Annotated in this window: 24 protein-coding genes; 11 read left to right on the forward strand and 13 right to left on the reverse strand. The window is 67.8% G+C overall.

The window, feature by feature from the left end; all coding sequences use genetic code 11:
- Positions 1-82 precede the first annotated feature (82 nt).
- Genes AC06DU_RS04560 through AC06DU_RS04570 form a run of 3 tightly spaced genes read right to left on the reverse strand, consistent with a single transcriptional unit; the run spans position 83 to position 1,484 of the window.
- Positions 83-574 carry a DUF3106 domain-containing protein gene (locus AC06DU_RS04560; protein ID WP_039810786.1) on the reverse strand — a complete coding sequence of 164 codons (492 nt, stop codon included), beginning with the start codon at positions 572-574 and terminating at the stop codon, positions 83-85.
- Between the two features lie 5 nt (positions 575-579).
- Complete coding sequence (locus tag AC06DU_RS04565; RefSeq protein WP_054591335.1) at positions 580-924, reverse strand: hypothetical protein; 345 nt, start codon at positions 922-924, stop codon at positions 580-582.
- On the reverse strand, positions 921-1,484 hold the full coding sequence (locus AC06DU_RS04570; protein WP_104608429.1) for an RNA polymerase sigma factor: 564 nt from the start codon (positions 1,482-1,484) through the stop codon (positions 921-923). Before AC06DU_RS04570 ends, AC06DU_RS04565 begins: the two co-directional genes overlap by 4 nt.
- 123 nt (positions 1,485-1,607) lie before the next feature.
- On the opposite strand from AC06DU_RS04570, the gene AC06DU_RS04575 reads away from it, so the two are divergent.
- Both AC06DU_RS04575 and AC06DU_RS04580 read left to right on the forward strand, forming a co-directional pair.
- Positions 1,608-1,913, forward strand: a complete 306-nt coding sequence (locus AC06DU_RS04575) for an NAD(P) transhydrogenase subunit alpha part 2 (RefSeq protein ID WP_046346232.1) — start codon at positions 1,608-1,610, stop codon at positions 1,911-1,913.
- Positions 1,910-3,367 carry an NAD(P)(+) transhydrogenase (Re/Si-specific) subunit beta gene (locus AC06DU_RS04580; RefSeq protein ID WP_478203690.1) on the forward strand — a complete coding sequence of 486 codons (1,458 nt, stop codon included), beginning with the start codon at positions 1,910-1,912 and terminating at the stop codon, positions 3,365-3,367. Before AC06DU_RS04575 ends, AC06DU_RS04580 begins: the two co-directional genes overlap by 4 nt.
- A 671-nt stretch (positions 3,368-4,038) precedes the next feature.
- Here the strand turns inward: AC06DU_RS04580 and AC06DU_RS04585 are convergent.
- Positions 4,039-4,458, reverse strand: coding sequence for a hypothetical protein (locus tag AC06DU_RS04585; protein ID WP_478203692.1), 420 nt, complete (start codon positions 4,456-4,458; stop codon positions 4,039-4,041).
- 174 nt (positions 4,459-4,632) lie between these two features.
- Here AC06DU_RS04585 and sufT point away from each other — a divergent pair, with 174 nt between their 5' ends.
- The 5 genes from sufT to AC06DU_RS04610 all read left to right on the forward strand — a co-directional run bounded on the left by sufT (position 4,633) and on the right by AC06DU_RS04610 (position 12,122).
- Positions 4,633-5,187 (forward strand): putative Fe-S cluster assembly protein SufT, encoded by a 555-nt coding sequence (sufT, locus tag AC06DU_RS04590; RefSeq protein ID WP_016900709.1) that lies wholly within the window; start codon positions 4,633-4,635, stop codon positions 5,185-5,187.
- 64 nt (positions 5,188-5,251) lie between these two features.
- Positions 5,252-6,337, forward strand: coding sequence for a branched-chain amino acid aminotransferase (locus tag AC06DU_RS04595; RefSeq protein ID WP_039523741.1), 1,086 nt, complete (start codon positions 5,252-5,254; stop codon positions 6,335-6,337).
- A 314-nt stretch (positions 6,338-6,651) separates the two neighbouring features.
- A complete protein-coding gene (locus AC06DU_RS04600) occupies positions 6,652-8,397 on the forward strand; it encodes a S8 family peptidase (protein WP_478203694.1) in 1,746 nt (581 codons plus the stop codon).
- 251 nt (positions 8,398-8,648) lie between these two features.
- Positions 8,649-10,058: a S8 family peptidase gene (locus AC06DU_RS04605; RefSeq protein ID WP_102252730.1), complete on the forward strand. Its 1,410-nt coding sequence runs from the start codon at positions 8,649-8,651 to the stop codon at positions 10,056-10,058.
- 366 nt (positions 10,059-10,424) lie between these two features.
- On the forward strand, positions 10,425-12,122 hold the full coding sequence (locus AC06DU_RS04610; protein ID WP_478203696.1) for a S8 family peptidase: 1,698 nt from the start codon (positions 10,425-10,427) through the stop codon (positions 12,120-12,122).
- A 201-nt stretch (positions 12,123-12,323) separates the two neighbouring features.
- On the opposite strand, the gene ybaK is transcribed toward AC06DU_RS04610, so the two are convergent.
- From ybaK to wrbA, 4 genes are all read right to left on the reverse strand, one after another.
- Complete coding sequence (ybaK, locus tag AC06DU_RS04615; protein WP_024938588.1) at positions 12,324-12,797, reverse strand: Cys-tRNA(Pro) deacylase; 474 nt, start codon at positions 12,795-12,797, stop codon at positions 12,324-12,326.
- Between the two features lie 4 nt (positions 12,798-12,801).
- The gene (locus AC06DU_RS04620) at positions 12,802-13,287 is read right to left on the reverse strand and encodes an asparaginase domain-containing protein (protein WP_016900703.1); all 486 of its coding nucleotides are present in this window, start codon (positions 13,285-13,287) and stop codon (positions 12,802-12,804) included.
- 85 nt (positions 13,288-13,372) lie between these two features.
- On the reverse strand, positions 13,373-13,717 hold the full coding sequence (locus tag AC06DU_RS04625; protein ID WP_047128204.1) for a DUF2069 domain-containing protein: 345 nt from the start codon (positions 13,715-13,717) through the stop codon (positions 13,373-13,375).
- Positions 13,714-14,370 carry an NAD(P)H:quinone oxidoreductase gene (gene wrbA, locus AC06DU_RS04630; protein WP_024938586.1) on the reverse strand — a complete coding sequence of 219 codons (657 nt, stop codon included), beginning with the start codon at positions 14,368-14,370 and terminating at the stop codon, positions 13,714-13,716. The genes AC06DU_RS04625 and wrbA overlap by 4 nt, the downstream gene beginning before the upstream one ends.
- A 51-nt stretch (positions 14,371-14,421) precedes the next feature.
- Between wrbA and AC06DU_RS04635 the strand changes: the two genes are divergently transcribed.
- From AC06DU_RS04635 to AC06DU_RS04650, 4 genes are all read left to right on the forward strand, one after another.
- The gene (locus AC06DU_RS04635; protein WP_024938585.1) at positions 14,422-15,699 is read left to right on the forward strand and encodes a YihY family inner membrane protein; all 1,278 of its coding nucleotides are present in this window, start codon (positions 14,422-14,424) and stop codon (positions 15,697-15,699) included.
- Entirely contained in the window at positions 15,696-16,304 is a 609-nt protein-coding gene (locus AC06DU_RS04640) for a TlpA family protein disulfide reductase (protein WP_104568879.1), read from the forward strand. The genes AC06DU_RS04635 and AC06DU_RS04640 overlap by 4 nt, the downstream gene beginning before the upstream one ends.
- Positions 16,304-16,570: an acylphosphatase gene (locus AC06DU_RS04645; protein ID WP_054591328.1), complete on the forward strand. Its 267-nt coding sequence runs from the start codon at positions 16,304-16,306 to the stop codon at positions 16,568-16,570. Before AC06DU_RS04640 ends, AC06DU_RS04645 begins: the two co-directional genes overlap by 1 nt.
- A gap of 84 nt (positions 16,571-16,654) precedes the next feature.
- Positions 16,655-17,884 (forward strand): hypothetical protein, encoded by a 1,230-nt coding sequence (locus tag AC06DU_RS04650; RefSeq protein ID WP_478203697.1) that lies wholly within the window; start codon positions 16,655-16,657, stop codon positions 17,882-17,884.
- On the opposite strand, the gene ppk2 is transcribed toward AC06DU_RS04650, so the two are convergent.
- The 5 genes from ppk2 to hemA all read right to left on the reverse strand — a co-directional run bounded on the left by ppk2 (position 17,866) and on the right by hemA (position 23,866).
- A complete protein-coding gene (gene ppk2, locus AC06DU_RS04655) occupies positions 17,866-18,648 on the reverse strand; it encodes a polyphosphate kinase 2 (RefSeq protein ID WP_024938581.1) in 783 nt (260 codons plus the stop codon). The genes AC06DU_RS04650 and ppk2 overlap by 19 nt on opposite strands.
- A 30-nt stretch (positions 18,649-18,678) precedes the next feature.
- Positions 18,679-19,197 (reverse strand): molybdenum cofactor biosynthesis protein B, encoded by a 519-nt coding sequence (moaB, locus tag AC06DU_RS04660; RefSeq protein ID WP_024938580.1) that lies wholly within the window; start codon positions 19,195-19,197, stop codon positions 18,679-18,681.
- Positions 19,198-19,801: 604 nt separating this feature from the next.
- Positions 19,802-21,508 (reverse strand): O-linked N-acetylglucosamine transferase, SPINDLY family protein, encoded by a 1,707-nt coding sequence (locus AC06DU_RS04665; protein WP_478203698.1) that lies wholly within the window; start codon positions 21,506-21,508, stop codon positions 19,802-19,804.
- Positions 21,505-22,590, reverse strand: coding sequence for a peptide chain release factor 1 (gene prfA / locus AC06DU_RS04670; RefSeq protein WP_184381360.1), 1,086 nt, complete (start codon positions 22,588-22,590; stop codon positions 21,505-21,507). The genes AC06DU_RS04665 and prfA overlap by 4 nt, the downstream gene beginning before the upstream one ends.
- Positions 22,568-23,866, reverse strand: coding sequence for a glutamyl-tRNA reductase (hemA, locus tag AC06DU_RS04675; RefSeq protein WP_478203699.1), 1,299 nt, complete (start codon positions 23,864-23,866; stop codon positions 22,568-22,570). The genes prfA and hemA overlap by 23 nt, the downstream gene beginning before the upstream one ends.
- Between the last annotated feature and the right edge of the window lie 10 nt (positions 23,867-23,876).

A 23,876-nucleotide genomic window follows, 5' to 3' on the forward strand; every position in this document is an offset into this window, starting at 1 on the left:
TACGGGGGCTGCGCGCATGTTCGTCTGTGACCGGGATGCCGCCCGTGCGCTGGGGTGCCGCATCCGCCGCGGCAGCGCTGCGTCAATCGTCGGTGGGCGGATGCTCGCGCAGCCAGGTGCTGCGTTCGGCCGGGCTCATCTTCTGCCAGCGTTGCTGCAGCTCATTGCGTTGTTGCTGGTTGAGCGTGCGCATGCGTTCGAACAAGGCCTTGGCCTCGCGGCGTTGCTCCGGGCTCATGTTGCGGAAGCGGTCCATGCCGGCCTTGGCCTGTTTGCGCTGCTCCGGGGTCATGTCCAGCCAGCGGCGCGCGTGGCGGTACATGCGCGGGCGTTCTTCCGGCACATCGTTCCAGCGTTCGCGCAGCGCATCGATCAGCACCTGCCGCTGCTGCTGGGTGAGCTTGTCCCACTCGGGCATCGGCGTGTCTGCCTCGCGCGGTCCGGGTCCTCGCGGGCCGGGGCCATCCGGCGGTGGCGGTCCCGGCGGTCCGGGGGAATGGGCCTGAGCCAGCAGGGACGCGCAGGGCGCGGCGCACAGCAGCAGGGTCAACAACAGGCGGGTGGTGCGGGTCATCGTGGTTATTCCATGGCCAGGGCGGTATCGGACCCCAGCCAGACGTACAGGTCCGGGTTCTGGGTCAGCATGTCGTCGGTATCGGTGGTGGTGCCGGCGACCACCTGGGTCGGGGCGCGGTCCGGCGAGGCGCGCTCGCCTGGACGCAGCTGCAGGCCGATGCCGACCGCCAGCAGGCCGGAACACGCGGTCGCCAGCAACCAATAGCCGCGCCGGGCGCGCGTGGGAGCGGCCGCATGACGGGCCTGGCGCAGGCGCGCCAGGGTCTGCGGCGGCAGGCTGGTCAGTGCGGAGGCATGCAGCTGGCGCAGGTGCGCATCCAGCTGGGCCGGGTCGTGGGAGCGGTTCACAGGAAATCCTCGAACTGTTTTTGCAACGCGTCGCGCGCACGCGACAGGTGGGTTTTGACCGAGCCTTCCGAGCAGCCCATCGCCTTGGCGGTGGTGGCCACGTCCAGGTCTTCCAGCACGCGCAGCGTGAACGCTTCGCGCTGGCGCGCCGGCAGGTTGCGCAAGGCCTCGACCAGCCGTTGGTAGGCCTGTTGATGCTGTTGTTCGTCCACCGGGCCGGTGCCGGGGTCGGCCCAGTCGATGGTGCCTTCGTCGTCGGCGCGCTCGGCCGGCGCCCAGAACTTCAGGCGGAAGCTGCGCCTGCGCTGCAGGTCGATGATGCGGCTGCGCAGGATGCTCCAGAACAGCGGCGTCCATTCGGTGGCCGGGCGCTCGCGGTAACCGAGCAGTTTCACCATGGCGTCCTGCACGGCGTCCAGCGCATCTTCGCGGTGACGCAGGCCGGCCTCGGCAAAGCGGAACGCACGCGGGCCGATGCCGGCCAGGAAGGCGTCCAGCGAAACCGGCACGGTGGCGGCCGGTGCGGCAGGTTGCGGATCGAAAGGGGTTCCCACCAGCACAGCGTAGCTTCCGCGGAGACGATACGACGTCAACGGGCGAGTGCCGATTCGGTTGACACGCGCCCGGGCGCGTACGGCGTGGGTATGATCTGCGGGCCGCACCGGCCAGTGGAGCGAACGACGATGAGCGACGGATTCGTAGCGCTGTACATCTTCATGCTGGCGGCCATCGCCGGCCACGTGATCATCTCGCGGGTGCCGGTGATCCTGCATACCCCGCTGATGTCCGGCTCCAACTTCATCCACGGCATCGTGCTGATCGGTGCGATGGTGGTGCTGGGGCATGCCGATACCACGCTGGAAAAGGCGCTGGGATTTGTCGCAGTGATGCTGGGTGCGGGCAATGCGGCCGGTGGTTACGTGGTGACCGAGCGGATGCTGGACATGTTCAAGTCCAGCAAGAAGCCGTCGGGCGGGGACGCGCCATGAACGTCTCCACTGCCGAGCTGCTGGCATGGCTGGTGAAGTCCAGCTATCTGGTCGCGGCGACCTTGTTCCTGCTCGGGCTGCAGCGCATGGCGTCGCCGCTGACCGCGCGCAGCGGCATCCGCTGGGCCGGGCTGGGCATGCTGATCGCCACGGTGGCGACATTCTTCCTGCCCGAGCTGCATAACGTGCCGCTGATCCTGGCCGCGCTGGCGATCGGTACCGGGGTGGCGTGGTGGTCGGCCAGGAAGGTTGCCATCACCGACATGCCGCAGATGGTGGCCTTGTACAACGGCATGGGCGGCGGCTCGGCGGCGGCGATCGGGGCGGTGGAGTTGCTGCGCTTTGCCTTCTTCGCCAACCGCGATACCACCCACTGGAGCGCCCAGGCGATCGCCGAACTGGCGGCGCGGCGGCCGGACACCCCCACGGTGGTGCTGGCGGTGGTGGGCTCGGCGATCGGCGCAGTGTCGCTGTCCGGGTCGATCGTGGCCTGGGCCAAGCTGGATGGCCGGCTCGACCGTCGGGTGACCTTCGCGGGCCAGCAGGCCTTCAATCTGCTGGTGGCACTGGCAGTGCTGGTGCTCGGCATCTGGGCGGCCAGCAGCCTGCAGCCGCTGGCGATCATCGCCTTCTTCGTGGTGGCGCTGGCGCTGGGTGTGTTGATGACGCTGCCGATCGGCGGTGCCGACATGCCGGTGGTGATCTCGCTGTACAACGCATTCACCGGCCTGGCGGTGGCTTTCGAAGGCTATGTGCTGGGCAACGAGGCGCTGATCATCGCCGGCATGATGGTCGGCGCGGCCGGCATCCTGCTGACGCGCCTGATGGCCAAGGCGATGAACCGGCCGATCAGCGGCGTGCTGTTTTCCAACTTCGGCGGCGGCGGGCAGGCGCAGGAGATCGCCGGGGCGCAGAAGCCGATCGAGGCCGGCGACGTGGCGGCGATGATGGCGTTCGCCGAGCGGGTGGTGATCGTGCCCGGCTACGGCATGGCGGTGGCACAGGCGCAGCACAAGATCTGGGAGCTGGCGCAGCGGCTGATCGCGCGCGGGGTCAAGGTGAAGTTCGCAATCCACCCGGTCGCCGGGCGCATGCCCGGGCACATGAACGTGCTGCTGGCCGAAGCCGGCGTGCCCTACGACCTGATCGCCGACATGGACGACATCAACCCCGAGTTCGCCAGCACCGACGTGTCGCTGGTGATCGGCGCCAACGACGTGGTCAACCCGGTGGCCAGGACCGATCCGGCCAGCCCGATCTACGGCATGCCGATCCTGGACGTGGTCAATTCGAAGAACACGATAGTGATCAAGCGCGGTAAGGGCACCGGCTTTGCCGGCATCGAGAATGCGCTGTTCTACGCCGACAACACCCGCATGCTGTACGGCGATGGCGCGGAAGCGGCCGGCGCGCTGGTCAGCGAGCTGAAGGCGCTGGACGGGGGCGGGCACTGAGGCGTCGCTTCAAGAAAATACAGGGCTTTGTAGGGCGTAGCGGTGTTTAAAGACATTCAAAAGCTCGGCTCTTCGAGTGCGCGGTGCCTTCACCGCTTGCGGGACACGCCGTGAATCCGTCCGTGGAGGCTCCTTGGCGGCATCCATGCCGCCAAGGGTCACGCAACCGGCAAGGACACCGCACCAGGAAGTTGGTCGGTGGTCGAATGAAAAGCTGCCTGTTGCGATTGCAAGTCTTGCGTTGGGACGCTGAAACGTTTGCAGGTTGCTTTGTTGAGCCGCTGCCGTTACCCGGTTTGTGCTGGAAAGCCGATCGAACGCACGGTGATCCGAACAACACACACACACCATGCTTTGCTTGCAACCAAACCACCGACCATCTCGACAGGTCCTTGCCGGCCCATCGTCGCGGGACCTCACGCGGCATGGATGCCGCGTAAGAGCCTACATGGACGTACTTGCGGCGTGTCCTGCGATGGTGGGCCGGCAAGGGCCCTGCAGCAAACTCGCAGCGTCGAGGGCCCCGCAGCCAAGCCGCAGAGCTCCCCGGAAATCGCTGCGTCAGGAAAATAAAGCGCCAGCGCTAAGCAGGAGCGGCGTGACTAGAGCTGTGCACATGAAGCATCAGCTTCAACGGATGCCGAGTGGCAGCCGTTGCGAACGCGTCCGACTCAGCGCGCCGCCCACCACGCCAGGACCAGCGCGGCGGCATAGCACAGCAGGTCGAAGCCGTTGTTGGCCAGTTGCAGCAGGGTCCAGGCCAGCCCGGTGCCCATCTTCTGTGCCGAGGTCCACGGGTCCAGGCCCAGTGCGTTACCCAGCTGCGCCGAGGCGATGCCCCAGTTGGCGCCGACGATGATCAGCGCGGTCGCCACGACCGCGATGCCGATGCGCAAGGGACCGGCGCCCAGCGTGCCCAGGCGCAGCATCCAGACGATTTCCAGCGCCACCAGCACCGCCATCCAGCCGGCCTGGTTGCCCAGCGCGAGCGCGACGAGCATCCAGGCAATCAGGGCGGTGACGCATCCCAGCAGCAGGAGCGGGGGCCAGAGCCAGTGGGCGGTTCTGGCGGACGCGGTGGTAGGCGGCATTGGAGCTCCTGACAGTGCGCACATGATAAAGCGCGCGATGTACTTTGCGCGGTGATGGACGCGCCGATGGAATGCAGCGTCGTCGCCGGCTCCATCCCGCAACGGCAGCGGCCTTGCCGTGGTCGGCTAGAATGGCGGACTTGCGCGCATCCGCCGCGGCCCCATATCCAGCCCATGTACTCCCGTAGCAGCGAACCCGTCCAGTTCGAACGCGATTGCGATGCCGTCATGGTGCCGCAGGGCGATTCGGTGACCCTGCCCGCAGGCAGTTACGGCTATATCACCCAGGCGCTGGGTGGCAGCTATACGGTCTTTGTCGAAGGCAACCTGTTCCGCATTGCCGGCAAGGATGGCGATGCGATCGGCAAGGAGGCCCCGCCGGGGCTGGAATTGCCCGCCGATGCCAGCGACGAAGAGGTGGAGGCACTGGTGTGGCAGCAGTTGCGCACCTGTTTCGACCCCGAGATCCCGTTCAACATCGTCGATCTGGGCCTGGTCTACGAGGCGGTGGTCAGCCATCGCGAGGAAGACGATCAGCGCCGGGTGGACGTCAAGATGACCCTCACCGCGCCCGGTTGTGGCATGGGCGAGATCCTGGTCGACGACGTGCGCAGCAAGGTCGAAATGATTCCGACCATTGCCGAGGCCGACGTCGAGCTGGTCTTCGACCCGCCGTGGGGCCGGCATATGATGTCCGAAGCAGCCCGTCTCGAGACCGGCATGCTCTGACCGTCAGGCGCCATGTCCAAGAGGTGGCGCCGCGTCCTTTCGCCCGCCATACAGGAATCTTCCGGTGTCCGTGTCCTTCGCTTCCACCCGTTCCCCGTCGCCGCGCAGTGCCGACGAGCTGTCCGTGATCCTGGCCGCGCCCGGCTTCGGGCTGCATTTCACCGACCACATGGTCGCCATTTCCTGGACCAACGAGCTCGGTTGGCACGACGCGCAGGTACGCGCGTATGGCCCGCTGCAGCTGGATCCGGCCGCCTCGGTGCTGCATTACGGCCAGGAAATCTTCGAAGGCATCAAGGCCTACCGGCATGCCGACGGCTCGATCTGGACCTTTCGCCCGCAGGCCAATGGCGAGCGGCTGCAGCGCTCGGCGCGGCGGCTGGCGCTGCCGGAACTGCCGGTGGACCTGTTCGTCGAATCGCTGCGCCAGTTGGTGGCGGTGGATGCGAGCTGGGTGCCGTCGGCCCCGGAAACCAGCCTGTACTTCCGCCCGTTCATGATTGCCGACGAGGCGTTCCTGGGCGTGCGTGCGGCGCACAAGGCCTCGTACTACGTCATCGCAAGTCCCGCCGGTCCGTATTTCGCCAAGGGCGTGGCACCCGTGTCGATCTGGTTGTCCACCGAGTACGCACGTGCGGCCAAGGGCGGCACCGGTGCGGCCAAGTGCGGCGGCAACTATGCCGCCTCGCTGCTGCCGCAGCAGAAGGCCTATGCGCAAGGCTGCTCGCAGGTGCTGTTCCTGGACCCGGTGGAAGGCAAGTACATCGAAGAACTGGGCGGCATGAACGTGTTCCTGGTCTACAAGGACGGCACGCTGGTGACGCCGGAACTGTCCGGCAGCATCCTGGAAGGCATCACCCGCGACAGCATCCTGCAACTGGCACGTGATCGCGGCATGCAGGTGATCGAGCGCAAGGTCGCCATCGACGAGTGGAAGCAGGGCGTGGCGTCGGGCGAGATCACCGAGGTGTTCGCCTGCGGCACCGCTGCCGTGGTCACCCCGATCGGCGAGCTGAAGGGCGATGGCTTTGCGGTCGGCGATCTCTCCGCACCGGCCGGCGAGGTGACCATGTCGCTGCGCCAGGAGTTGACCGACATCCAGTACGGGCGCGTCCCGGACCGCCACGGTTGGCTGGTGCGTCTGTCCTGAGCCAGCGCATCGCGTCAAAGAAGGCCTCTGCGCGGTCGCGCAGGGGTCTTTTTTTTGGGGCAACGCAGCAGGTGTGTGCCAATTCCTGTCCGGATATGTCGTCAACTGGCTGAACGGTGCCGTACGGTGTCACAAATCTGATATTTAATTTTTCGAAAGTGCGAACTTCTTATTGTCCAGTCTGGTTGTAGTGCGGTAGGTTCGCTGAACGGATCGATAACAGGGGATCGGTCCGGGACCTCGGTGCTGACCTATGGAAGGCGGCACCGGCTACCACCGCTACGGCGGTTCTCTTTGATCTAGAAGGGAATTCGATGTCGAACGAGTCTTTCCGCAAGCGCCCCCGCGCACTGACCATCCTGAGCGCAGCTGCGCTGACCTCGTTGTTGCTGGCAACCCCGGCCTTTGCCGGCGAGGTGTATCTGGATGGCCTGGCCACCGCCCAAACCCACCAGAAATTCATCGTGACCTATAAGGACGGCAGCACCGCGCTGGCCAGTCCAACCGCGCTGAGCACCTCGCTGCGCACCGCCGCGCGCGCTGTTCCGGCCAAGGCCGGCAAGGCGTTGGGCCTGAACTCGGTGCGCCGCCTGGCGCTGGGACCGGAGCTGGTCAAGGCCGACCGTGCACTCGACCGTGCCGAAGCCGAGACCCTGATGCGCCAACTGGCCTCCGACCCCAACGTGCAGAGCGTGGAAGTTGACCAGATCCTGCACGCCACGCTGACCCCGAACGACACCCGCCTGTCCGAGCAGTGGGCCTTCGGCACCACCAATGCCGGCCTCAATATCCGCCCGGCCTGGGACAAGGCCACCGGCGCCAATGTGGTGGTGGCGGTGATCGACACCGGCATCACCACCCATGCCGATCTCAACGCCAACATCCTGCCGGGCTACGACTTCATCAGCGATGCCACCACGGCGCGCGATGGCAACGGGCGCGACAGCAATCCTGCCGACGAAGGCGACTGGTACGCCGCCAATGAGTGCGGCACCGGCATTCCCGCCGCCAATTCCAGCTGGCATGGCACCCATGTGGCCGGCACGGTGGCCGCGGTGACCAACAACACCACCGGCGTGGCGGGCACGGCCTACAACGCCAAGGTCGTGCCGGTGCGCGTACTCGGCAAGTGCGGCGGCTCGCTGTCGGATATCGCCGACGCCATCATCTGGGCCTCCGGCGGCAGCGTCAGCGGCATTCCGGCCAATGCCAATCCGGCCGAGGTGATCAACATGTCGCTCGGCGGCGGCGGTACCTGCTCGACCACCATGCAGAACGCGATCAGCGGTGCGGTCTCGCGCGGCACCACGGTGGTGGTGGCGGCAGGCAACGATTCTGCCAACGTGTCCGGTTCGCTGCCGGCTAACTGCGCCAACGTGATCGCGGTGGCAGCCACCACCTCGGCCGGCGCCAAGGCCAGCTATTCCAACTTCGGCACCGGGATCGACGTGTCGGCGCCGGGCTCGGCGATCCTGTCCACGCTCAACAGCGGCACCACCACCCCGGGCAGCGCCAGCTACGCGTCCTACAACGGCACCTCGATGGCGGCGCCGCATGTGGCCGGCGTGGTCGCGCTGGTGCAGTCGGTCGCGCCGAGCGCACTCACCCCGGCTGCCGTGGAAACCCTGTTGAAGAACACCGCACGTGCGTTGCCGGGCGCCTGCTCGGGCGGCTGCGGCGCCGGCATCGTCAATGCCGATGCGGCGGTGACTGCCGCCATCAGTGGCAGCAATGGCGGCGGCGGTGGCGGCACCGGCAACACCCTGACCAACGGCACGCCGGTCACCGGACTGGGCGCGGCCACGGGTGCGGAGCTGAACTACACCATCGCAGTGCCGGCCGGTAGCGGCACGCTGACCGTGGCGATCAGCGGCGGCAGCGGCGATGCAGACCTGTACGTGCGTGCCGGCAGTGCGCCGACCGACACCACCTACACCTGCCGTCCGTACCGCAGCGGCAATGCCGAGACCTGCAGCATCAGCGCGCCGTCTGGCACTTACTACGTGCGCGTCAAGGCGTACAGCACGTTCTCCGGCGTGACCTTGCGCGCCAGCTACTGAGGCACGTCGGCACTGCCTGGCCCCGGCCAGGCAGTGCCGATCCGATCCGCTTCACCCCATCAGCGACCTATTGCCCACGTCTGCCGCATCGGCAGGCGCCGGCGGTGTGTTGCCGCTCGACCGGAATGGACATCGGTCAGTCGTCTCGCCGGGCGCCCGCGCCCGTGCACTGCCTGACCCGATCCGCAGCACGTGGAGCCGGTTTGGCCATCTCGCCGCAATTGCGGTACCTCTCAATTAAGGAACGATCGATGTCCAATGTGTCGCAACGTCGTGCGCCCACGCGCGCGCTGGTGGTTCTAGGTGTGTCCGCGCTGACTTCGCTGCTGGCAGTGCCGGCGTTTGCTGGTCAGGTCAATCTTTCCGGGCTGGATTCGCAGCCCACCCTGGACCGCTTCATCGTCAAGTACAGGGACGGTTCCAGCGCCGCGGTGAGCCCGACCTCGCTGCGCGCATCGCTCAATTCGGTCGCCACCGCCGTGCCGGCGCGCGCTGGCCGCGCGCTGGGCCTGAATCACGTGCGTCGCACCGCGCTGGGGTCGGAAGTGCTCAAGACCGACCGTGGCCTGGACCGTGCCGAGGCCGAAACGCTGATGCGCCGGATCGCCGCCGACCCGAGCGTGGAGTACGTGGAAGTCGATCAGATCATGTACCCGACGCTGACCCCCAACGACACCCGTCTGTCCGAGCAGTGGGGTTTCGGCACCACCGCCTCGAGCATCAACGTGCGTCCGGCCTGGGATACCGCCACCGGCACCGGCGTGGTGGTGGCAGTGATCGACACCGGCATCACCAGCCACCCGGACCTCAACGCCAACGTGCTGCCGGGCTATGACTTCATCAGCGACGCGGCGCGTGCGCGTGACAACAATGGCCGCGACAACAACCCGGCCGACCAGGGCGACTGGCGCGCAGCCAACCAATGCGGCTCCGGCGTGGCAGCGGCCAACTCCAGCTGGCACGGGACCCATGTGGCCGGCACCATTGCTGCGGTCACCAACAACAGCACCGGCGTGGCGGGTACCGCATTCAATGCGCGCATCGTGCCGGTGCGTGCGCTGGGCCTGTGCGGCGGCACCACCTCCGACATTGCCGACGCAATCGTGTGGGCATCCGGCGGCACCGTCTCCGGCGTGCCGGCCAATGCCAATCCGGCCGAAGTGATCAACATGTCGCTGGGCGGCAACGGCACCTGCTCGAGCACCTACCAGAACGCCATCAATGGCGCGGTGTCGCGCGGCACCACGGTGGTGGTGGCGGCCGGCAACAGCAATGCCAACGTGGCCAACTTCACGCCGGCCAGCTGCGCCAACGTGATCTCGGTGGCGTCGATTACCTCGGCCGGTGCGCGTTCGAGCTTCTCCAACTTCGGCAGCACCATCGACATTTCCGGCCCGGGCTCGGCGATCCTGTCCACGCTCAACAGCGGTACCACCACCCCGGGCAGCGCCAGCTACGCCTCCTACAACGGTACGTCGATGGCTGCACCGCACGTGGCCGGCGTGGTGGCGCTGGTGCAGTCGGCGGCCAGCCGTCCGCTGACTCCGGCGGCGGTGGAAACGTTGTTGAAGAACACCGCGCGTCCGCTGCCGGGCGCCTGCTCGGGCGGCTGCGGTGCCGGCATCGTCAACGCGGCCGGTGCGGTCAGCCAGACCCCGTAAGACGCCTCGCGGTGCCAGCGGCCGTGCCGTTGGCACCGCTGCGGTCTGCGTGATGCGGTGTGTCTGCAGCACGCTCGATACCCCCATTGCCCCGCCAGAGTGCGGGGCAATGGCGTTTGGGCGCCGGCGCCGGACGGTGGGACGGCGCGGTCCTGGCCGCCGCCGGCATCTGCCTCTCGAGCGGCCACCTTAACCAACCCGGTGGTTCGCCACGCCTGGCCAGCGATACCGGCTCAGGTCCGCGCATACCCGGTCGATAGCGTGGGTAGGTGGGCAGCGACGCCAGTCGGCGCGCCTCACCACGATGCAAGGGCGGCACAGGTGTGCCCTCGTTTGCACCACGACATCCCGGGGAGGGGTCGATCCATGCGTTATTTACCGTTCAAGGGGCTGCGCCATGTCGCGCTGGCCTGTGCACTGCTATGCGGCACGGCGCCTGCATTCGCCGGCGACGTCAGCCTGCAGGGGCTGGGGTCGGCGTCCGCCCATCAGCGTTTCATCGTCAGCTACAAGGACAGCAGCGCCGGCAACCGTGGGCGTCTGAGTGGCTCGTTGCGTGAGATCGCCCGCGCGGTGCCGGCGCGGCGCGGACGGGCGCTCGGCCTGTCGTCGTCGCGCTGGCTTGGGGTCGGGCCGCAATTGCTGGTGGCCGATCGCGCGCTGGACCGGGTCGATGCGGAAACCCTGATGCGTCGTCTGGCGGCCGACCCGGCGGTCAAGCGGGTGGAAGTGGACATGCTGCTGCGCCCGATGCTGGTGCCCAACGACAGCCGCCTGTCCGAGCAATGGGCGCTGGGGACCACCAGCGCCGGCATCAACGTGCGCCCGGCCTGGGACAAGGCCATCGGCAAGGGCGCGGTGGTGGCGGTGATCGATACCGGCGTGACCGCGCATCCGGAGCTGTCGGCCAATGTGCTGGCCGGCTATGACTTCATCAGCGATGCCTTCATCGCCCGCGACGGCAACGCGCGCGACACCGATGCCGCCGATCCGGGCGACTGGGCCGCGGCCAACGAGTGCGGCAGCGGCGCAAGCGCGTCCAGTTCCAGCTGGCATGGCACCCATGTGGCCGGCATCGTCGCGGCCGCCGCCAACAATGGCGCCGGCACCGCGGGCGTGGCGTTCAATGCAAAGGTGCTGCCGGTGCGCGTGCTGGGCCGTTGCGGCGGCTACCTGTCCGACATCGCCGATGCGATCGTGTGGGCCTCCGGCGGCACGGTGTCCGGCGTGCCGGCCAATCCGACCCCGGCCAGGGTGATCAACCTGTCGCTGGGCGGCATCGGTTCCTGTTCGACCACCTTGAGCAATGCGATCGCCAGTGCGGTGTCGCGCGGCACCAGCGTGGTGGTGGCTGCCGGCAACAGCAATATCGACGTATCCAAAAGCGTGCCGGCCAATTGCCCGAACGTGATCGCGGTGGCGGCGACCACCTCGGCCGGGGCCAAGGCCAGCTTTTCCAACTTCGGCCAGGGCGTGGATATCGCCGCGCCGGGGCAGGCGATTCTGTCCACGCTCAACAGCGGCAGCACGGCGGTGGGCACCCCAGGTTACGCGGTCTACAGCGGCACCTCGATGGCGGCGCCGCATGTGGCTGGCGTGGTGGCATTGATGCAGTCGGTGGCGCTCAATCCGCTCAGTGCGGCCAGCGTCGAAGCGATGCTCAAGAGCACGGCGCGTGCATTGCCGGTGGCGTGTCCGCAGGGGTGTGGGGCAGGGTTGGTCAACGCCGATGGTGCGGTGGCTGCGGTGATCGCCTCGACCACCCTGACCAGCAATGCAGCACGCAACGGCCTGGCCGCAGCCACCGGTGGCTCGCTGTATTACCAGGTCAACGTGCCCGCAGGCACGCGCAGCCTGCGGGTGGCGCTCAGCGGTGGTAGCGGCAATGCCGATCTGTCGCTGCGTGCCGGTGCATTGCCGAGCGATACCGCCTACAGCTGCCGCACTGCGGTGGTGGGCAATGCCGACAGCTGCACGCTGAGCGCGCCCGCGCCAGGGGTGTATTACGTGCGGCTCAAGGCCACGCTGGCGTTCTCGGCGGTCACGCTGGTGGCCACGTACTGAGCGTGCCCGGAGTCCTGCGCCGGTGGGGTGCAGGACTCCGGTCTTCCTTGGGGCGTGATCTTGCATCGGCCATGTGACGCCGGCGATGCCTCACGCCGCAGCGGAGGTGCGTGATCGCTGCCGCAAACCGGAGCCACCTTTGGATTTCCAGATGCCGGCTTGCGTCAGCCGGCCCACACGCGGCGCGGTGTCTCGCCGCGGCTAGTCGCAAACACTGCAGGGCCGCGCCTGCAATGCGGCAACGATGCCATCGCCCGGCAATTCCAGCAGCAAGCCGCGTTGCCCGGCGTTGATCCACAGCGACGGGGCATCCAGTGCACTGGCTTCGATCACGACCGGCGCCTGGCGTTGCTGCCCCAGCGGGCTGATGCCGCCGACCTTGTAGCCGGTGCGACGCTCGGCATCGGCCACCTCCATCATGCGCGCCGACTTGCCGTTGCAGGCACTGGCCAGTTTCTTCAGCGACACCCGGCGATCGCACGGGATCACCACGCACACCGCCTGGTCGTCGACCCAGGCCATCAATGTTTTCAGCACCGTGTGCGGCGCCAGTCCCAAGGCGTTCGCCGCCTGCACGCCCTTCGCATCGGCATCGGCCTGGTAGGCGTAGGGGTGCAACACGTAGGCCACGCCGGCGGCATCCAATGCCTTGGTCGCGCGGGTGGCCTTGCTCATGGCGTCAGAGCGATTCGAAGCGGTTGGCGGCGACGTTCTTGCGCACCTTTTCCGGATTCCAGATGCGCCCGTTCATGGCGATGTACACGCCCGCCGGCAGCGACTGCACCGCGCCGACCGCGCAGCCGATGTTGAACTCGGCATCGGAGCCGCGAAAGCGCGCCGGATTGAGCGCGCCGGTCATCACGATGGTCTTGTCGGCGATCGACTGCAGCACCTTGCCGGTTTCCACCATCGAGTCGGTGCCGTGGGTGATCAGCACGTGGCGGGTCGGCTGGGCGGCGATGGTGGCGCGCACAAGTTCGCGGTCGGCGTCGGTGATGTGCAGCGAATCCTTGCGGATGATCGGAATCACCGAGAAGCGGAAGGTCACGCCCAGCTCCTTGAGGATCTGGCCGATCTGCGGGTCGCCGATCTGGTAGTCCGATTTGTCGTCGAAGTAGATCTTGTCGATCGTGCCACCGGTGGTGACGATCAGGAGGTCTTCCATTGCTGCGGGTCCTTCAAACGGGCGCGGTGCAGGCCGCGCGAGGGCCGTCATGATACGACCCCGGCGCGGGTGCTGCCCAAGCGGGTCAACGTGGAGGGCGCTTGCGGCCGAAGCGCGCCGCCATGCCGGGGCCGCCCACCAATGCCACCACCAGCAGGGCCAGCAGTACTTCCAGCCAGGCCAGCCCACGTGCCTGCGGCTGGCTCCAGGCGGCCATCACGCCGTGACTGAACCAGCCCAGCGCAAACACGCCGGCCCAGAAACGCGCACGTGCGCTGCGCAGCGCCAGCGCGGCCATCAGCGCCGGCGGCAGTGCGAACACCAGCAGCGCCGCGGTGCGGTGGCGGTCGTCGTGAAACCAGCTCACGAACAGTACCGTCAGCGCGATCAGCGCGGCAGTCAGCAGCCAGTGCGTGGCACGCACGCTCATGGGCTGGCCAGGCGCCGGGCGATATCGGCCACCCGGCGACCCAGCGCACGCGCCAGCAGCGCTTCGTCCTCGCTCGGTTGCGGGTCGCCGCCGGCGCCGGAGACATGGCTGGCGCCATAGGGCGTGCCGCCGCTGGTGGTATGGCTGAGCGCCGGCTCGGTGAACGGGATGCCGACGATCAGGCAGCCGTGGTGCAGCAGCGGCAGGTGCATCGACAGCAAGGTGGATTCCTGGCCGCCGTGCATCGAGGCGGTGGAAGTGAACACGCCTGCCGGCTTGCCGGCCAGGGTGCCGCTGGCCCACTCGGCGCCCAGGCCGTCGAGGAAATGCTTCATCGGCGCGGCCATGTTGCCGAAGCGGGTCGGGCTGCCCAGCAGCAAACCGCTGCATTCGGCCAGATCGGCCTTGTCCACATACGGCGCGCCCTCGTCCGGCACCGGCGGGGCGCTGGTCTGGGTCACCGCCGCTACCGGCGGTACCGTGCGCAGCCGCGCACCCATGCCCGGTACTTCGCCGATGCCGCGCGCGATCTGCCGCGCCAGCCGCGCCACCGAACCGCCACGGCTGTAATACAGCACCAGAATCTCCGCCATCGCGCATCTACCGCCTGTGTGAGTTGCCGCAGTATCGGCCAAGCCACCGCCTGCCTGCACGCCGCAGTTGCGGCAAGGCCGCGATGACGGCGCATCGGGTACCCTTGCGCGATGTTGCGCGTGAACAAAATCCACCAATGGAAAGAACGGCTGCGCGACCGCGCGCGGACGGTCAGCTTCGGGCGCTTCCTGTGGCGCCGCTTTCTCGACGACCGCCTGTTCCAGGCGGCCGCCTCGCTCGCCTACACCACGGTGTTCGCGCTGGTGCCGCTGGCGATCGTGGTGTTCGGGGTGCTGTCGGCGTTCCCGGCCTTCAACGAGTGGAAGGACGCGCTGACCGACTTCATCTTCAACAACTTCGTGCCCGGCGCGGCGCGCTCGGTGCAGAACTACCTCAATCGTTCGCTGGAGGATCTGGGCAAATTCACCGTGGCCGGTATGGTCGCGCTGGTGGCCTCGCTGCTGATCACCCTGCATAGCATCGAGCAGACCTTCAACAGCATCTGGCGGGTCGCCGCCGCACGCCCGAAGGTGACGCGCTTCCTGATCTACTGGACGGTGCTGACCCTGGGCACGATGCTGGCCGCCGCCTCGATGGCGATGGCCGCCTACGTGTTCGCGCTGCCGCTGTTCCGCACCACCGAAGGCCAGTGGCTGGCCGAATTCGCCTGGCGGCTGGCGCCGATGGCGGTGGAATTCGTCTGCATCGTGCTGATCTACCGCGTGGTGCCGCAGCATGGGGTACGCCTGCGGCATGCGCTGCCGGGCGCGTTGCTGGCGGTGATCCTGATGGAAATCGTCAAATGGGGCTTCGGCTTCTATCTGGGCAATTTCCAGACCTACCAGCGCATTTACGGCGCGCTGTCGGCGCTGCCGATCCTGCTGTTGTGGATCTACCTGAGCTGGGTTTCGGTGCTGCTGGGCGCCTCGCTGGCCTCCTCGATGGCGGCATTCCGCTACCAGCCCGAAGCGATGCGGCTGCCGCCGGGTTTCGAGATCTATGGCCTGCTGCGCCTGCTCGGCCGCTTCCGCCAGGCACGCATCCACGGCAACGGCCTGGATGAAGACCGCATCCTGGCGCTGGAGCCGATGCTCACCGACACGCTGATGCAGGAGTTGCTGTGCGAACTCAAACGCATCCGCCTGCTGCGCCGCGACGAGCGCGGCCAATGGCTGCTGGCGCGCGACCTGGACGTGGTGCCGCTGGCCGAACTCTACGAAAGCTGCCAGCTGCGCGTGCCGATCGAAGACCGCCCCCTGCCGTGCCGCGACGATGCCTACGGCCAGGCCGCTGCCGCTGCGCTGGAACAACTGCGCCAACCCTTGCGCAGCGTGCTGGCGCAACCGGTCGGCGACCTCTACACCCACCTTCCCGGAGACCTCCCATGACCGTGCGCCTTGTGCGCGGCGCCTGTGCGCTGCTGTTGCCGCTGTTGCTGCTGACCGCCTGCAAGCCCACCGGCGAGGGCACGCCCTCCGCCGGCGGTGCAGCGCCGGCGACCACCGCACAGACGCCGCAAAAGCCGGCCGCTCCCGCCGACCCGGCCAGCCCAACCGACACCTCGGTGGTGCAGCAGACCGCCGAGATGCCCAAGCTGTCGCTGCCGACCGTGACCGGCGAGGCCTACGACCTGGCCGCGCATCGCGGCAAGTGGGTGGTGGTCAATTTCTGGGCCACCTGGTGCGCGCCGTGCCTGAAGGAAATGCCCGAGCTGTCGGCGCTGCACACCATGCGCGACACCGTCGAAGTGGTGGGCCTGGCCTATGAAGACATCAGCAGCGCCGACATGCAGGCGTTCCTGAAGGACCACCCGGTGTCGTACCCGATCGCCATTCTCGACCCCTACCAGCCGCCGCAGGACTTCGCCACGCCGCGCGGCTTGCCGATGACGTATCTGATCGGGCCGGACGGCAAGGTGGCCAAGCAGTTCCTCGGCCCGGTGACCGCACGCGACATCGAGACGGCGGTGGGCATCACCGGCAAGGCCGGCTGATGCAGGCGGCGCGCTTTATCGTCACCGGCGTGGTGCAGGGCGTGTGGTTCCGCGCCTCCACCCGCGAGCGTGCGGTTGCGCTGGGCCTGCGTGGGCATGCGCGCAACCAGCCCGACGGCAGCGTGGAAGTGGTCGCCGCCGGGCCAGACGCCGCGCTGGATGCGCTGGAAACCTGGTTATGGCAAGGCCCGCCGGCGGCCAGCGTGGCGGCGGTGACCCGCACGCCCTGCGCGCCGCCGCCGACTGAAGAATTTGTAACTGGCTGAGTCGCTGCCAGCCGAGCAGGCCAACAGACTTGCGATGCGTCGCCGATAACCTTGTCAGCGCGATCAGGCGTGCAGGGGGAATATATGGCCGCTCCATCTCAAGATCACACCGACGGGCAGGAACTGCCTGCCCACCACCGCAACCGTCGCCTGGCGCAGCTGGCGCCATGGCTGTACCTGGGCGTCCTGTCGGGTAGTGGCTGGCTGCTGTTTCTGCAGCCGCAGACCCGCGTGCTGCAGCCGGGGCAGGCGGCCACCAGCTGGCTGCTGGCCTGGATCTTCGGCGGCATCGTGATCGCTGCGGTGCTGTGGAGCCTGAAGCTCGCACGTCACGGCCTGGGCGCGTCCGCTGCCAGCTATCCGCTGTCGGCGCGTCTTCCCGATTCCTGGTCCGACGCCTACGCAGCCCTGTTGCGCCCGGCCCCCGCGGTGCCGCTGTCGGCCTCCAGGCCGGATCCCGCCGGCAACCAACGCGGCGCAGCCTGGCACCGTTTCGGCGGCGGCATGCTCAGCGTGGAGAATTTCGATCCCAACGACGCCACCCGCGCGCCCTGGGACACCCTCGATGCCCAGGCCTGCATCGCGCGTCTGGACGATCTCCGTCCGGCCTGGCAGAACGCCACCGCCAACCGCGCGCTGCAACAGGAGCGTCGCTATTGGCTGGACGTGGTGCTGTCGCTGCTCGACCACGGCGTGATGCGCCCGCTGCAGGACGGCTACCTGCCCGACACCGCCACGCTGCGCACCGAACGTTTCCTGCTCGGCGCCGATGCCGGCCCGATCGTCCTGGCCGAAGTGCCGGCGCTGTTCGCACGCCGCCTGGCGCTGGCGATCGAGACCATGCCGGCCCCGCAGCGCGAGGCGGCCGGCGTCCAGTGGCGTCTGCTGCAGCAACTGCACGGCCTGGTTGCCGAGAGCCGCATGCTGGACGAGCGCTCGCAGGTCATCCAGGTGCTGGCGTGGAATCCGGACGTGGACCTGGATCAGGTCGAAGTGGCGTACATCCTGGCTGCCGAGTACCGTCAGGGCATGCGCGACTGGTTGCGCCGCGCCGCGCTGGTGCGTCTGCCCGACAGTGCGCTACGCCTGGACGAAGTGCTGCTGTCGTCCTGCAGCCCGCTCGGTGCGCAGGCCGACGACGTCGACTACATCGAAGCGATGCGCCCGCTGCACCGCGGTTTCATGCAGCTGTTCAGCCAGCGCCTGAGCCAGCTGGTGCTGCAGGCCGAGCAGGCCGAGCGCCAGGCCGGGCTGTACCCCTTGCCACGTGCCACCGCGGCCAGCGACGAGATCTCTCAGGACTGGCCGGCGTAATCGTCGATCGGTTCCAGCACGCCGTAACGTTCCTTGTGCGGCTTGCCGTCCAGCGGCGGCAGCTGCAGCGTGTCATCGGGCACCGCGGTGTCCGGGAGCCGATCCAGCAGATTGCGGATCAGGCTCAACCGGCCGCGCTTCTGGTCGTTGAAATCCACCAGCGTCCATGGCGCGTCCGGCGTATGCGTCACCTCGAGCATGCGCTCACGCGCGGCAGTGTAGTCCTCGTACTTGCTGCGTGACTGCAGATCCACCGGCGACAGTTTCCAGCCCTTGAGCGGATCTTCCTGGCGTTCGGCAAAGCGCTGTTCCTGCTCGGCCTGATCCACGCACAGCCAGTACTTGAACAGCAGGATGCCGTCGTCGACCAGCAGTTGTTCGAAGCGCGGCGCCTGCTCCAGAAACGCGTCGTACTGCGCGTCGGTGCAATAGCCCATCACCCGTTCCACGCCGGCGCGGTTGTACCAGCTGCGATCCATCAGCACCAACTCGCCGGCCGCTGGCAGGTGCGCCACATAGCGCTGGAAATACCATTGCGTGCTTTCGCGATCGTTGGGTGTCGGCAACGCCACCACCCGGCACTGGCGCGGGTTCAGATGGCTGGCGATGGCCTGGATCACACCGCCCTTGCCAGCGGTGTCGCGGCCTTCCACCAGTACCAGCGCGCGCTGGTTGGTATGCCGCAGCCAGCGCGCCATGTTGACCAGCTCCAGCTGCAGCGGTGCCAGCAACTTCTTGTAGGCCTTGCGTTTCAGGTGCGACATGCGCGTTCCAACAGCGATGGAGCGCGCAGGCTATTCGCCCAGACGTGGACGCAGTGTCGCCAGATTGCAGGGCTTGGTCCGCGCATCCAGCTGCGCACGCACGATCTTTTCCCAGGCCGTGCGGCAGGCCGAGGTGGAGCCGGGCAGGCAGAACACGAAACTGTGATTGGCCAGCCCCGCAAACGCGCGCGACTGCAGTGAGGAGGTGCCGATTTCGTCGACACTGACCGCGCGGAACAACTCGCCGAAACCGGGCATGGTCTTGTCCAGCAACGGGGTGATCGCCTCGGGCGTGCTGTCACGGCCGGTAAAGCCGGTGCCGCCAGTGATCAGGATGCCGTCGACCTGCGCATCGGCGATCCACGCAGAGACGATCGCGCGCATGCGGTAGCGATCGTCCGGACACAGGGCGCGCTCGTGCAGCACATGGCCGTCGTGAGTGAGGGCATCGACCAGATAGTCGCCGGAGCGATCATCGGCCAGCGTGCGGCTGTCGGACACCGTCAGCACGCACAGGTGCAAGGGAATGAAGTCGGGATTGGAAGGCATGCCCCAAGCCTAGCGAGCCGGAACGACCGGGTACAGCACCACGGCGTGAAGCCGCACAACATTGATTGCCAGCGGGGTTCGCTGACACCGGCAATTAGCAACTGACAGTTCGTGGCAAATCGACCAGTCGCTCTCCCTGCGGGGCGAGAAGGCACAGCTTGCGCGCCCCTGGTGCGCGTTCCGCCGAGCGCCCACGCCGCAAGGTTGGACGCCCCTCTCCCGCCGGGATAGGGGCTGGGGTGAGGGTACGGCGAAGCAAGATGCCTGTCGGTACTCGCTTCGGTGAGGGCGGCAGCGCGGCCGGTGATCGGCTCCTCGGCTCGGCAGACATCCTGTCTGACTCGCCGCCGCGGCACATCCCTGTGCCGCTCTCCGCCAATCCCCGGCCACGCTGCCGCTCTGCACGTTGTTTCCATGACCTGAAAAGGTCTTGAAGAAACTCAATGACGCTTTCAAGCACCTCTCCCGCAGGGGCGAGGAGGGACAGCTGGGCGCGCGTGCCTTGGACCGCCCGCGCCGCAAGCGCGGGCCGGGGCACGGACGCGCGGGTTTGGGTGGAGTACAGCGGAAGACAGCCATCTACCTTGAAAAGGCAAGCAGCCCGCTAGTTACCCAACCAACCATGTTGGCGCGCGAGTGCTTGCATCAGATCCGCGAACCCGTCGGCAAACCCATCCATATCGAACACGCCCGACTCGCGCCGACGCTCCGCCACCCGCGCACGCAGCGCACTCAATGCCGCTGGATCACCCGCCAACGCCACCGCCTTGGCAACGAACGCAGCGTCATCGGCCACATTCATCTCATCCAGGCCCAGATGATGATTCAGGCTGCCGGCCACGCGCGCGGCAAATGTCTCGCCGGGCGTGGTCAACACCGGGCAACCGGCCCATAAGGCATCCGATGCGGTGGTATGCGCGTTGTACGGATGCGTATCCAGGAACAGGTCCGCATGCCGGTAGCGCGCCAGATACTGCGCGTGCGGCAGCTTCGGCATGAACACCAGGCGCTGCGCAGCCACGCCTTGCGTCTGCGCCACCGCACGCAGGCGTGCGTCGGCCTCGCCCGGTCCGGACAACAGCCACAGCACGCTGCCCGGCACCGCACGCAACACCGCCAGCATGCGCGCCATGCTGCGGGGATTGAGCTTGTAGCTGTTGTTGAAGCAGCACAGCACCACGCCATGCTCGGGCAGGCCGCACTGCGCCCGCGGCGGCGGCTCGGCGACCACGCGCGAGGTGTCCGACGGCTGAAACGCACCGTTCAGGCGCAGCACGCGCTCGCGGTAGAACGGCTCCAGCGACGGCGGCAGCGCAAACGCATCGCCCAGCACATAGTCCATCCACGGCGCGCCCGACGTGCCCGGATATGCCAGCCAGTTGAGCTGCAGCGGCGCCGGCCGCAGTGCGAACACTTCCGGGCGCCCACCACCGCCCCAGCCGCGCAGGTCGAACAGCAGATCGATGCCCTGGTCGCGGATGTGCTGCGCGGTGGCCAGGTGCCCGAGCGCGGTGACATCGTGCAGCGTGGTGGCTTGCGCCAGGCGCGCGCGGATCTCGCTGCGGTCGTCATGGCTGGTGGCGAACAGATGCAGTTGCAGCGCCGGCTGCCGGCGCTTCAGCGCTTCGAACAGCGCGACCGTCAGCAAGCCGGTGGGATGCGCACCAAAGCCGTTGGAAACGAAGCCGAGCCGCAACCCGCCCTGGCTGCGCATGGCAGTCGGCGGTAGCGGGCGCAACATCGCAGCGACTGCCTGGGCGCGCGTCCGTGCACATGCCAGCTGTTCGGCAGCGCTGGTGTCCTCGCTCAGGAAGGCGAACGGTTCCACCGCGGCAGCGCCCTGCGCCACGGCACTGCGCACCTGCGCAGCGAGCGCATCCAGCTCACGCCAGTCGCACAGGCGGCGTCGCCAGTTGAGCAGTTGCGCAGCGATATACGGCTCATCGGGCAGCAACTGGTGCGCACGCGTATACGCGGCCGCGGCAGCTTCGGCCTGGCCTGCATCTTCCAATGCATGCCCCAGCCACAGCGCGATGCCCGGATGTTGCGGCACCAGGTCCGATGCCTGCTGCAACAACGCTGCCGCGTCGGCATGCCGTTGCTGCGTCCAGCGCACCCGGCCAAGCCGCGCCACCGCTTCCGGATGGCCTGGCTGCAGTGCAAGCGCGCGTTGTACCGCGGCCTCGCCTGCAACGATTGCGCCCATGCCGAGCTCGGCATCGGCCAGCATCAGCCATGCGATGAAGTCGCCCGGCTGGCGTCGCACCGCCTCGCGCAGCTGCAGCAGCTCGCGCGGGACCTGCGCACTCACGGGCTGTCGCTCAACCGTGCCAGTTCGTCGGCCTGATGCTCGTGCAGCAGTCGTGCGATCAGTGCATCCAGATCGCCTTCGATGATGTTGGGCAGGTCGTACAGCGTCAGGCCTTCCACGCGGTGGTCGGTGATGCGGCCCTGCGGGAAGCTGTAGGTGCGGATGCGCTGGCTGCGGTCGCCGCTGCCGACCTGCAACTTGCGCGTCTGCGCTTCGGCGGCGGCCGCCTTGCTGCGTTCGGCTTCCACCAATTGCGCCTTCAGCCGCTTCATCGCCTTGTCGCGGTTGGCGTGCTGGCTGCGCTCGGTCTGGCATTCCACCACCACGCCGCTGGGCACATGGGTGATGCGGATCGCCGACTCGGTCTTGTTGACGTGCTGGCCGCCGGCACCGGACGAGCGGAAGGTGTCCACCTTCAGGTCGGCCGGGTTGATCACGATCTCTTCCACATCGTCGGCTTCGGGAATGATCGCCACCGTCGCCGCCGAGGTGTGGATGCGGCCCTGCGACTCGGTCGCCGGCACGCGCTGCACACGATGGGTGCCGGATTCGAATTTCAGTCGCGAATATGCGCCGCGTCCGACCACCCGTGCCACCACTTCCTTGTAGCCGCCGTGCTCGCCGGGGCTGTCGGATTCGATTTCCACCTTCCAGCCCTGGCGCTCGGCATAGCGCGCGTACATGCGGAACAGGTCGCCGGCAAAGATCGCCGCCTCGTCGCCACCGGTACCGGCGCGTACTTCCAGGAACAGGTTGCCGTCATCGCGCGGGTCGCGCGGCACCAGCAGCAAGGCCAGTTGCGCATCCAGTTCTTCCAGGCGCGCCTGTGCGACGGCGATCTCCTCTTCGGCCAGCTCGCGCATCTCCGGATCGTTGCGCATCGCTTCGGCCGCGCTCAGGTCGGCCTTGGCGCGCGCTTCGTCTTCCAGGGCCACGGCCACCGGCTCCAGCTGCGACAGTTCGCGCGACAGCGCGCGGAACCTGTCGTTGTTGTTGACCACATCGGGGTCGGAGAGCAGGTGCTGCAGTTCTTCGCGGCGCTCGGCCAGCGCTTCGAGCTTACGGCGCAGGGTCGGCGTCATCGGTCCTCACGATCGGGGTGGCTACAGGGGGATGTTGGCAACCCGGTTTTTCCGGGAACAGCCGGTCGGCCGCGCTGGTCAATTCCAGGTCGTTGTTGAGCGCGGCATCGCGCAGCGCGGCAGTGGGCGGATGCAGCAGCCGGTTGGTCAGCGCGTGCGCCAGCTGTTCCAGTACTTCGTCGGCCGGCTTGCCGTTGTGCAATTGCTGGCGCGCCTTGGCCAGCAGTTCGTCGCGGGTACTGTCGCCGAACGCGCGCAAGCGCTTCAGCGGCGCCTGGCGCGCGTTGGCCTGCAAGGTCTCGACATAGCGTGCCACCTGCAGGTCGATGATGGCTTCGGCCTGGTCGGCGGCTTCACGGCGGCCGCGGCGGTTGTCTTCCACCGCGCGTTCCAGGTCGTCCACCGTGTACAGGTAGGCGTCGCCGAGTTCGGCCACCGAGGCTTCGATGTCGCGCGGCACCGCCAGGTCGAACAGCAGCATCGGCTTGCGCTTGCGCGCGCGCAGTGCCTGTTCCACCTGCACCCGCGTCACGATCGGCTCGCGCGCGGCGGTGGCCGAGAACACCACGTCGGCTTCGGCCAGATGGCGGTCCAGATCGGTCAGCGGCAGGGCGTAACCGCCGTGCTGGCTGGCCAGCGTCTGTGCATGCGCAAGCGTGCGATTGGCGATCAACAAGCGGCGCACGCGGCCTTCGCTCAGATGCTTGGCTGCCAGCTCGATGGTTTCGCCCGCGCCGATCAGCAGCACGGTGGATTCGTTGAGCCGCGCGAAGGATTCCTGCGCCAGTCGTACCGCAGTGGAGGCCACCGACACCGGATTGGCACCGACGCGGGTATCGGTGCGCGCCCGCTTGGCGACCGAGAAGGTCTGCTGAAACAGGCGGTCCAGCCCGCTACCCAGCGCGCCATGTGCACGGGCCACTGCCCAGGCATCCTTCACCTGGCCCAGGATCTGCGGCTCGCCCAGCACCATCGAGTCCAGCCCGGTGGCGACGCGGAACAGGTGGCGCACCGCCGCTTCCTCCTGATGCTGATAGAGGTAACCACTCAAGCCCGGCGCATGGGTTTCCAGCCAGGTCACCAGGCTGTGCGGGTCGTCGGACATCGCATACAGCTCGGTGCGGTTGCAGGTGGACAGCAGCGCGGCCTCGCGCACCTGCGGCAACGCGCGCAGGGATTCGAGCGCGCGCGGCAACGCGTCACCTGCGAACGCCGCGCGTTCGCGCAGGTCCACAGGTGCGGTCTGGTGATTCAGTCCGAGCACCCACAACGTCATTGTTCAGTTG

The sequence above is a fragment of the Xanthomonas sp. NCPPB 3200 genome (genome assembly GCF_056393585.1).

Excerpts from the sequence above, each read along its gene's own strand:
- AC06DU_RS04560 (WP_039810786.1), bottom strand. The coding sequence starts at position 574 with ATGACCCGCACCACCCGCCTGTTGTTGACCCTGCTGCTGTGCGCCGCG.
- AC06DU_RS04575 (WP_046346232.1), top strand. The coding sequence starts at position 1,608 with ATGAGCGACGGATTCGTAGCGCTGTACATCTTCATGCTGGCGGCCATC.
- AC06DU_RS04580 (WP_478203690.1), top strand. The coding sequence starts at position 1,910 with ATGAACGTCTCCACTGCCGAGCTGCTGGCATGGCTGGTGAAGTCCAGC.
- AC06DU_RS04585 (WP_478203692.1), bottom strand. The coding sequence starts at position 4,458 with ATGCCGCCTACCACCGCGTCCGCCAGAACCGCCCACTGGCTCTGGCCC.
- sufT (WP_016900709.1), top strand. The coding sequence starts at position 4,633 with ATGTACTCCCGTAGCAGCGAACCCGTCCAGTTCGAACGCGATTGCGAT.
- AC06DU_RS04600 (WP_478203694.1), top strand. The coding sequence starts at position 6,652 with ATGTCGAACGAGTCTTTCCGCAAGCGCCCCCGCGCACTGACCATCCTG.
- AC06DU_RS04605 (WP_102252730.1), top strand. The coding sequence starts at position 8,649 with ATGTCCAATGTGTCGCAACGTCGTGCGCCCACGCGCGCGCTGGTGGTT.
- AC06DU_RS04610 (WP_478203696.1), top strand. The coding sequence starts at position 10,425 with ATGCGTTATTTACCGTTCAAGGGGCTGCGCCATGTCGCGCTGGCCTGT.
- ybaK (WP_024938588.1), bottom strand. The coding sequence starts at position 12,797 with ATGAGCAAGGCCACCCGCGCGACCAAGGCATTGGATGCCGCCGGCGTG.
- AC06DU_RS04620 (WP_016900703.1), bottom strand. The coding sequence starts at position 13,287 with ATGGAAGACCTCCTGATCGTCACCACCGGTGGCACGATCGACAAGATC.
- AC06DU_RS04625 (WP_047128204.1), bottom strand. The coding sequence starts at position 13,717 with ATGAGCGTGCGTGCCACGCACTGGCTGCTGACTGCCGCGCTGATCGCG.
- AC06DU_RS04635 (WP_024938585.1), top strand. The coding sequence starts at position 14,422 with ATGTTGCGCGTGAACAAAATCCACCAATGGAAAGAACGGCTGCGCGAC.
- AC06DU_RS04640 (WP_104568879.1), top strand. The coding sequence starts at position 15,696 with ATGACCGTGCGCCTTGTGCGCGGCGCCTGTGCGCTGCTGTTGCCGCTG.
- AC06DU_RS04645 (WP_054591328.1), top strand. The coding sequence starts at position 16,304 with ATGCAGGCGGCGCGCTTTATCGTCACCGGCGTGGTGCAGGGCGTGTGG.
- AC06DU_RS04650 (WP_478203697.1), top strand. The coding sequence starts at position 16,655 with ATGGCCGCTCCATCTCAAGATCACACCGACGGGCAGGAACTGCCTGCC.
- ppk2 (WP_024938581.1), bottom strand. The coding sequence starts at position 18,648 with ATGTCGCACCTGAAACGCAAGGCCTACAAGAAGTTGCTGGCACCGCTG.
- moaB (WP_024938580.1), bottom strand. The coding sequence starts at position 19,197 with ATGCCTTCCAATCCCGACTTCATTCCCTTGCACCTGTGCGTGCTGACG.
- prfA (WP_184381360.1), bottom strand. The coding sequence starts at position 22,590 with ATGACGCCGACCCTGCGCCGTAAGCTCGAAGCGCTGGCCGAGCGCCGC.
- hemA (WP_478203699.1), bottom strand. The coding sequence starts at position 23,866 with ATGACGTTGTGGGTGCTCGGACTGAATCACCAGACCGCACCTGTGGAC.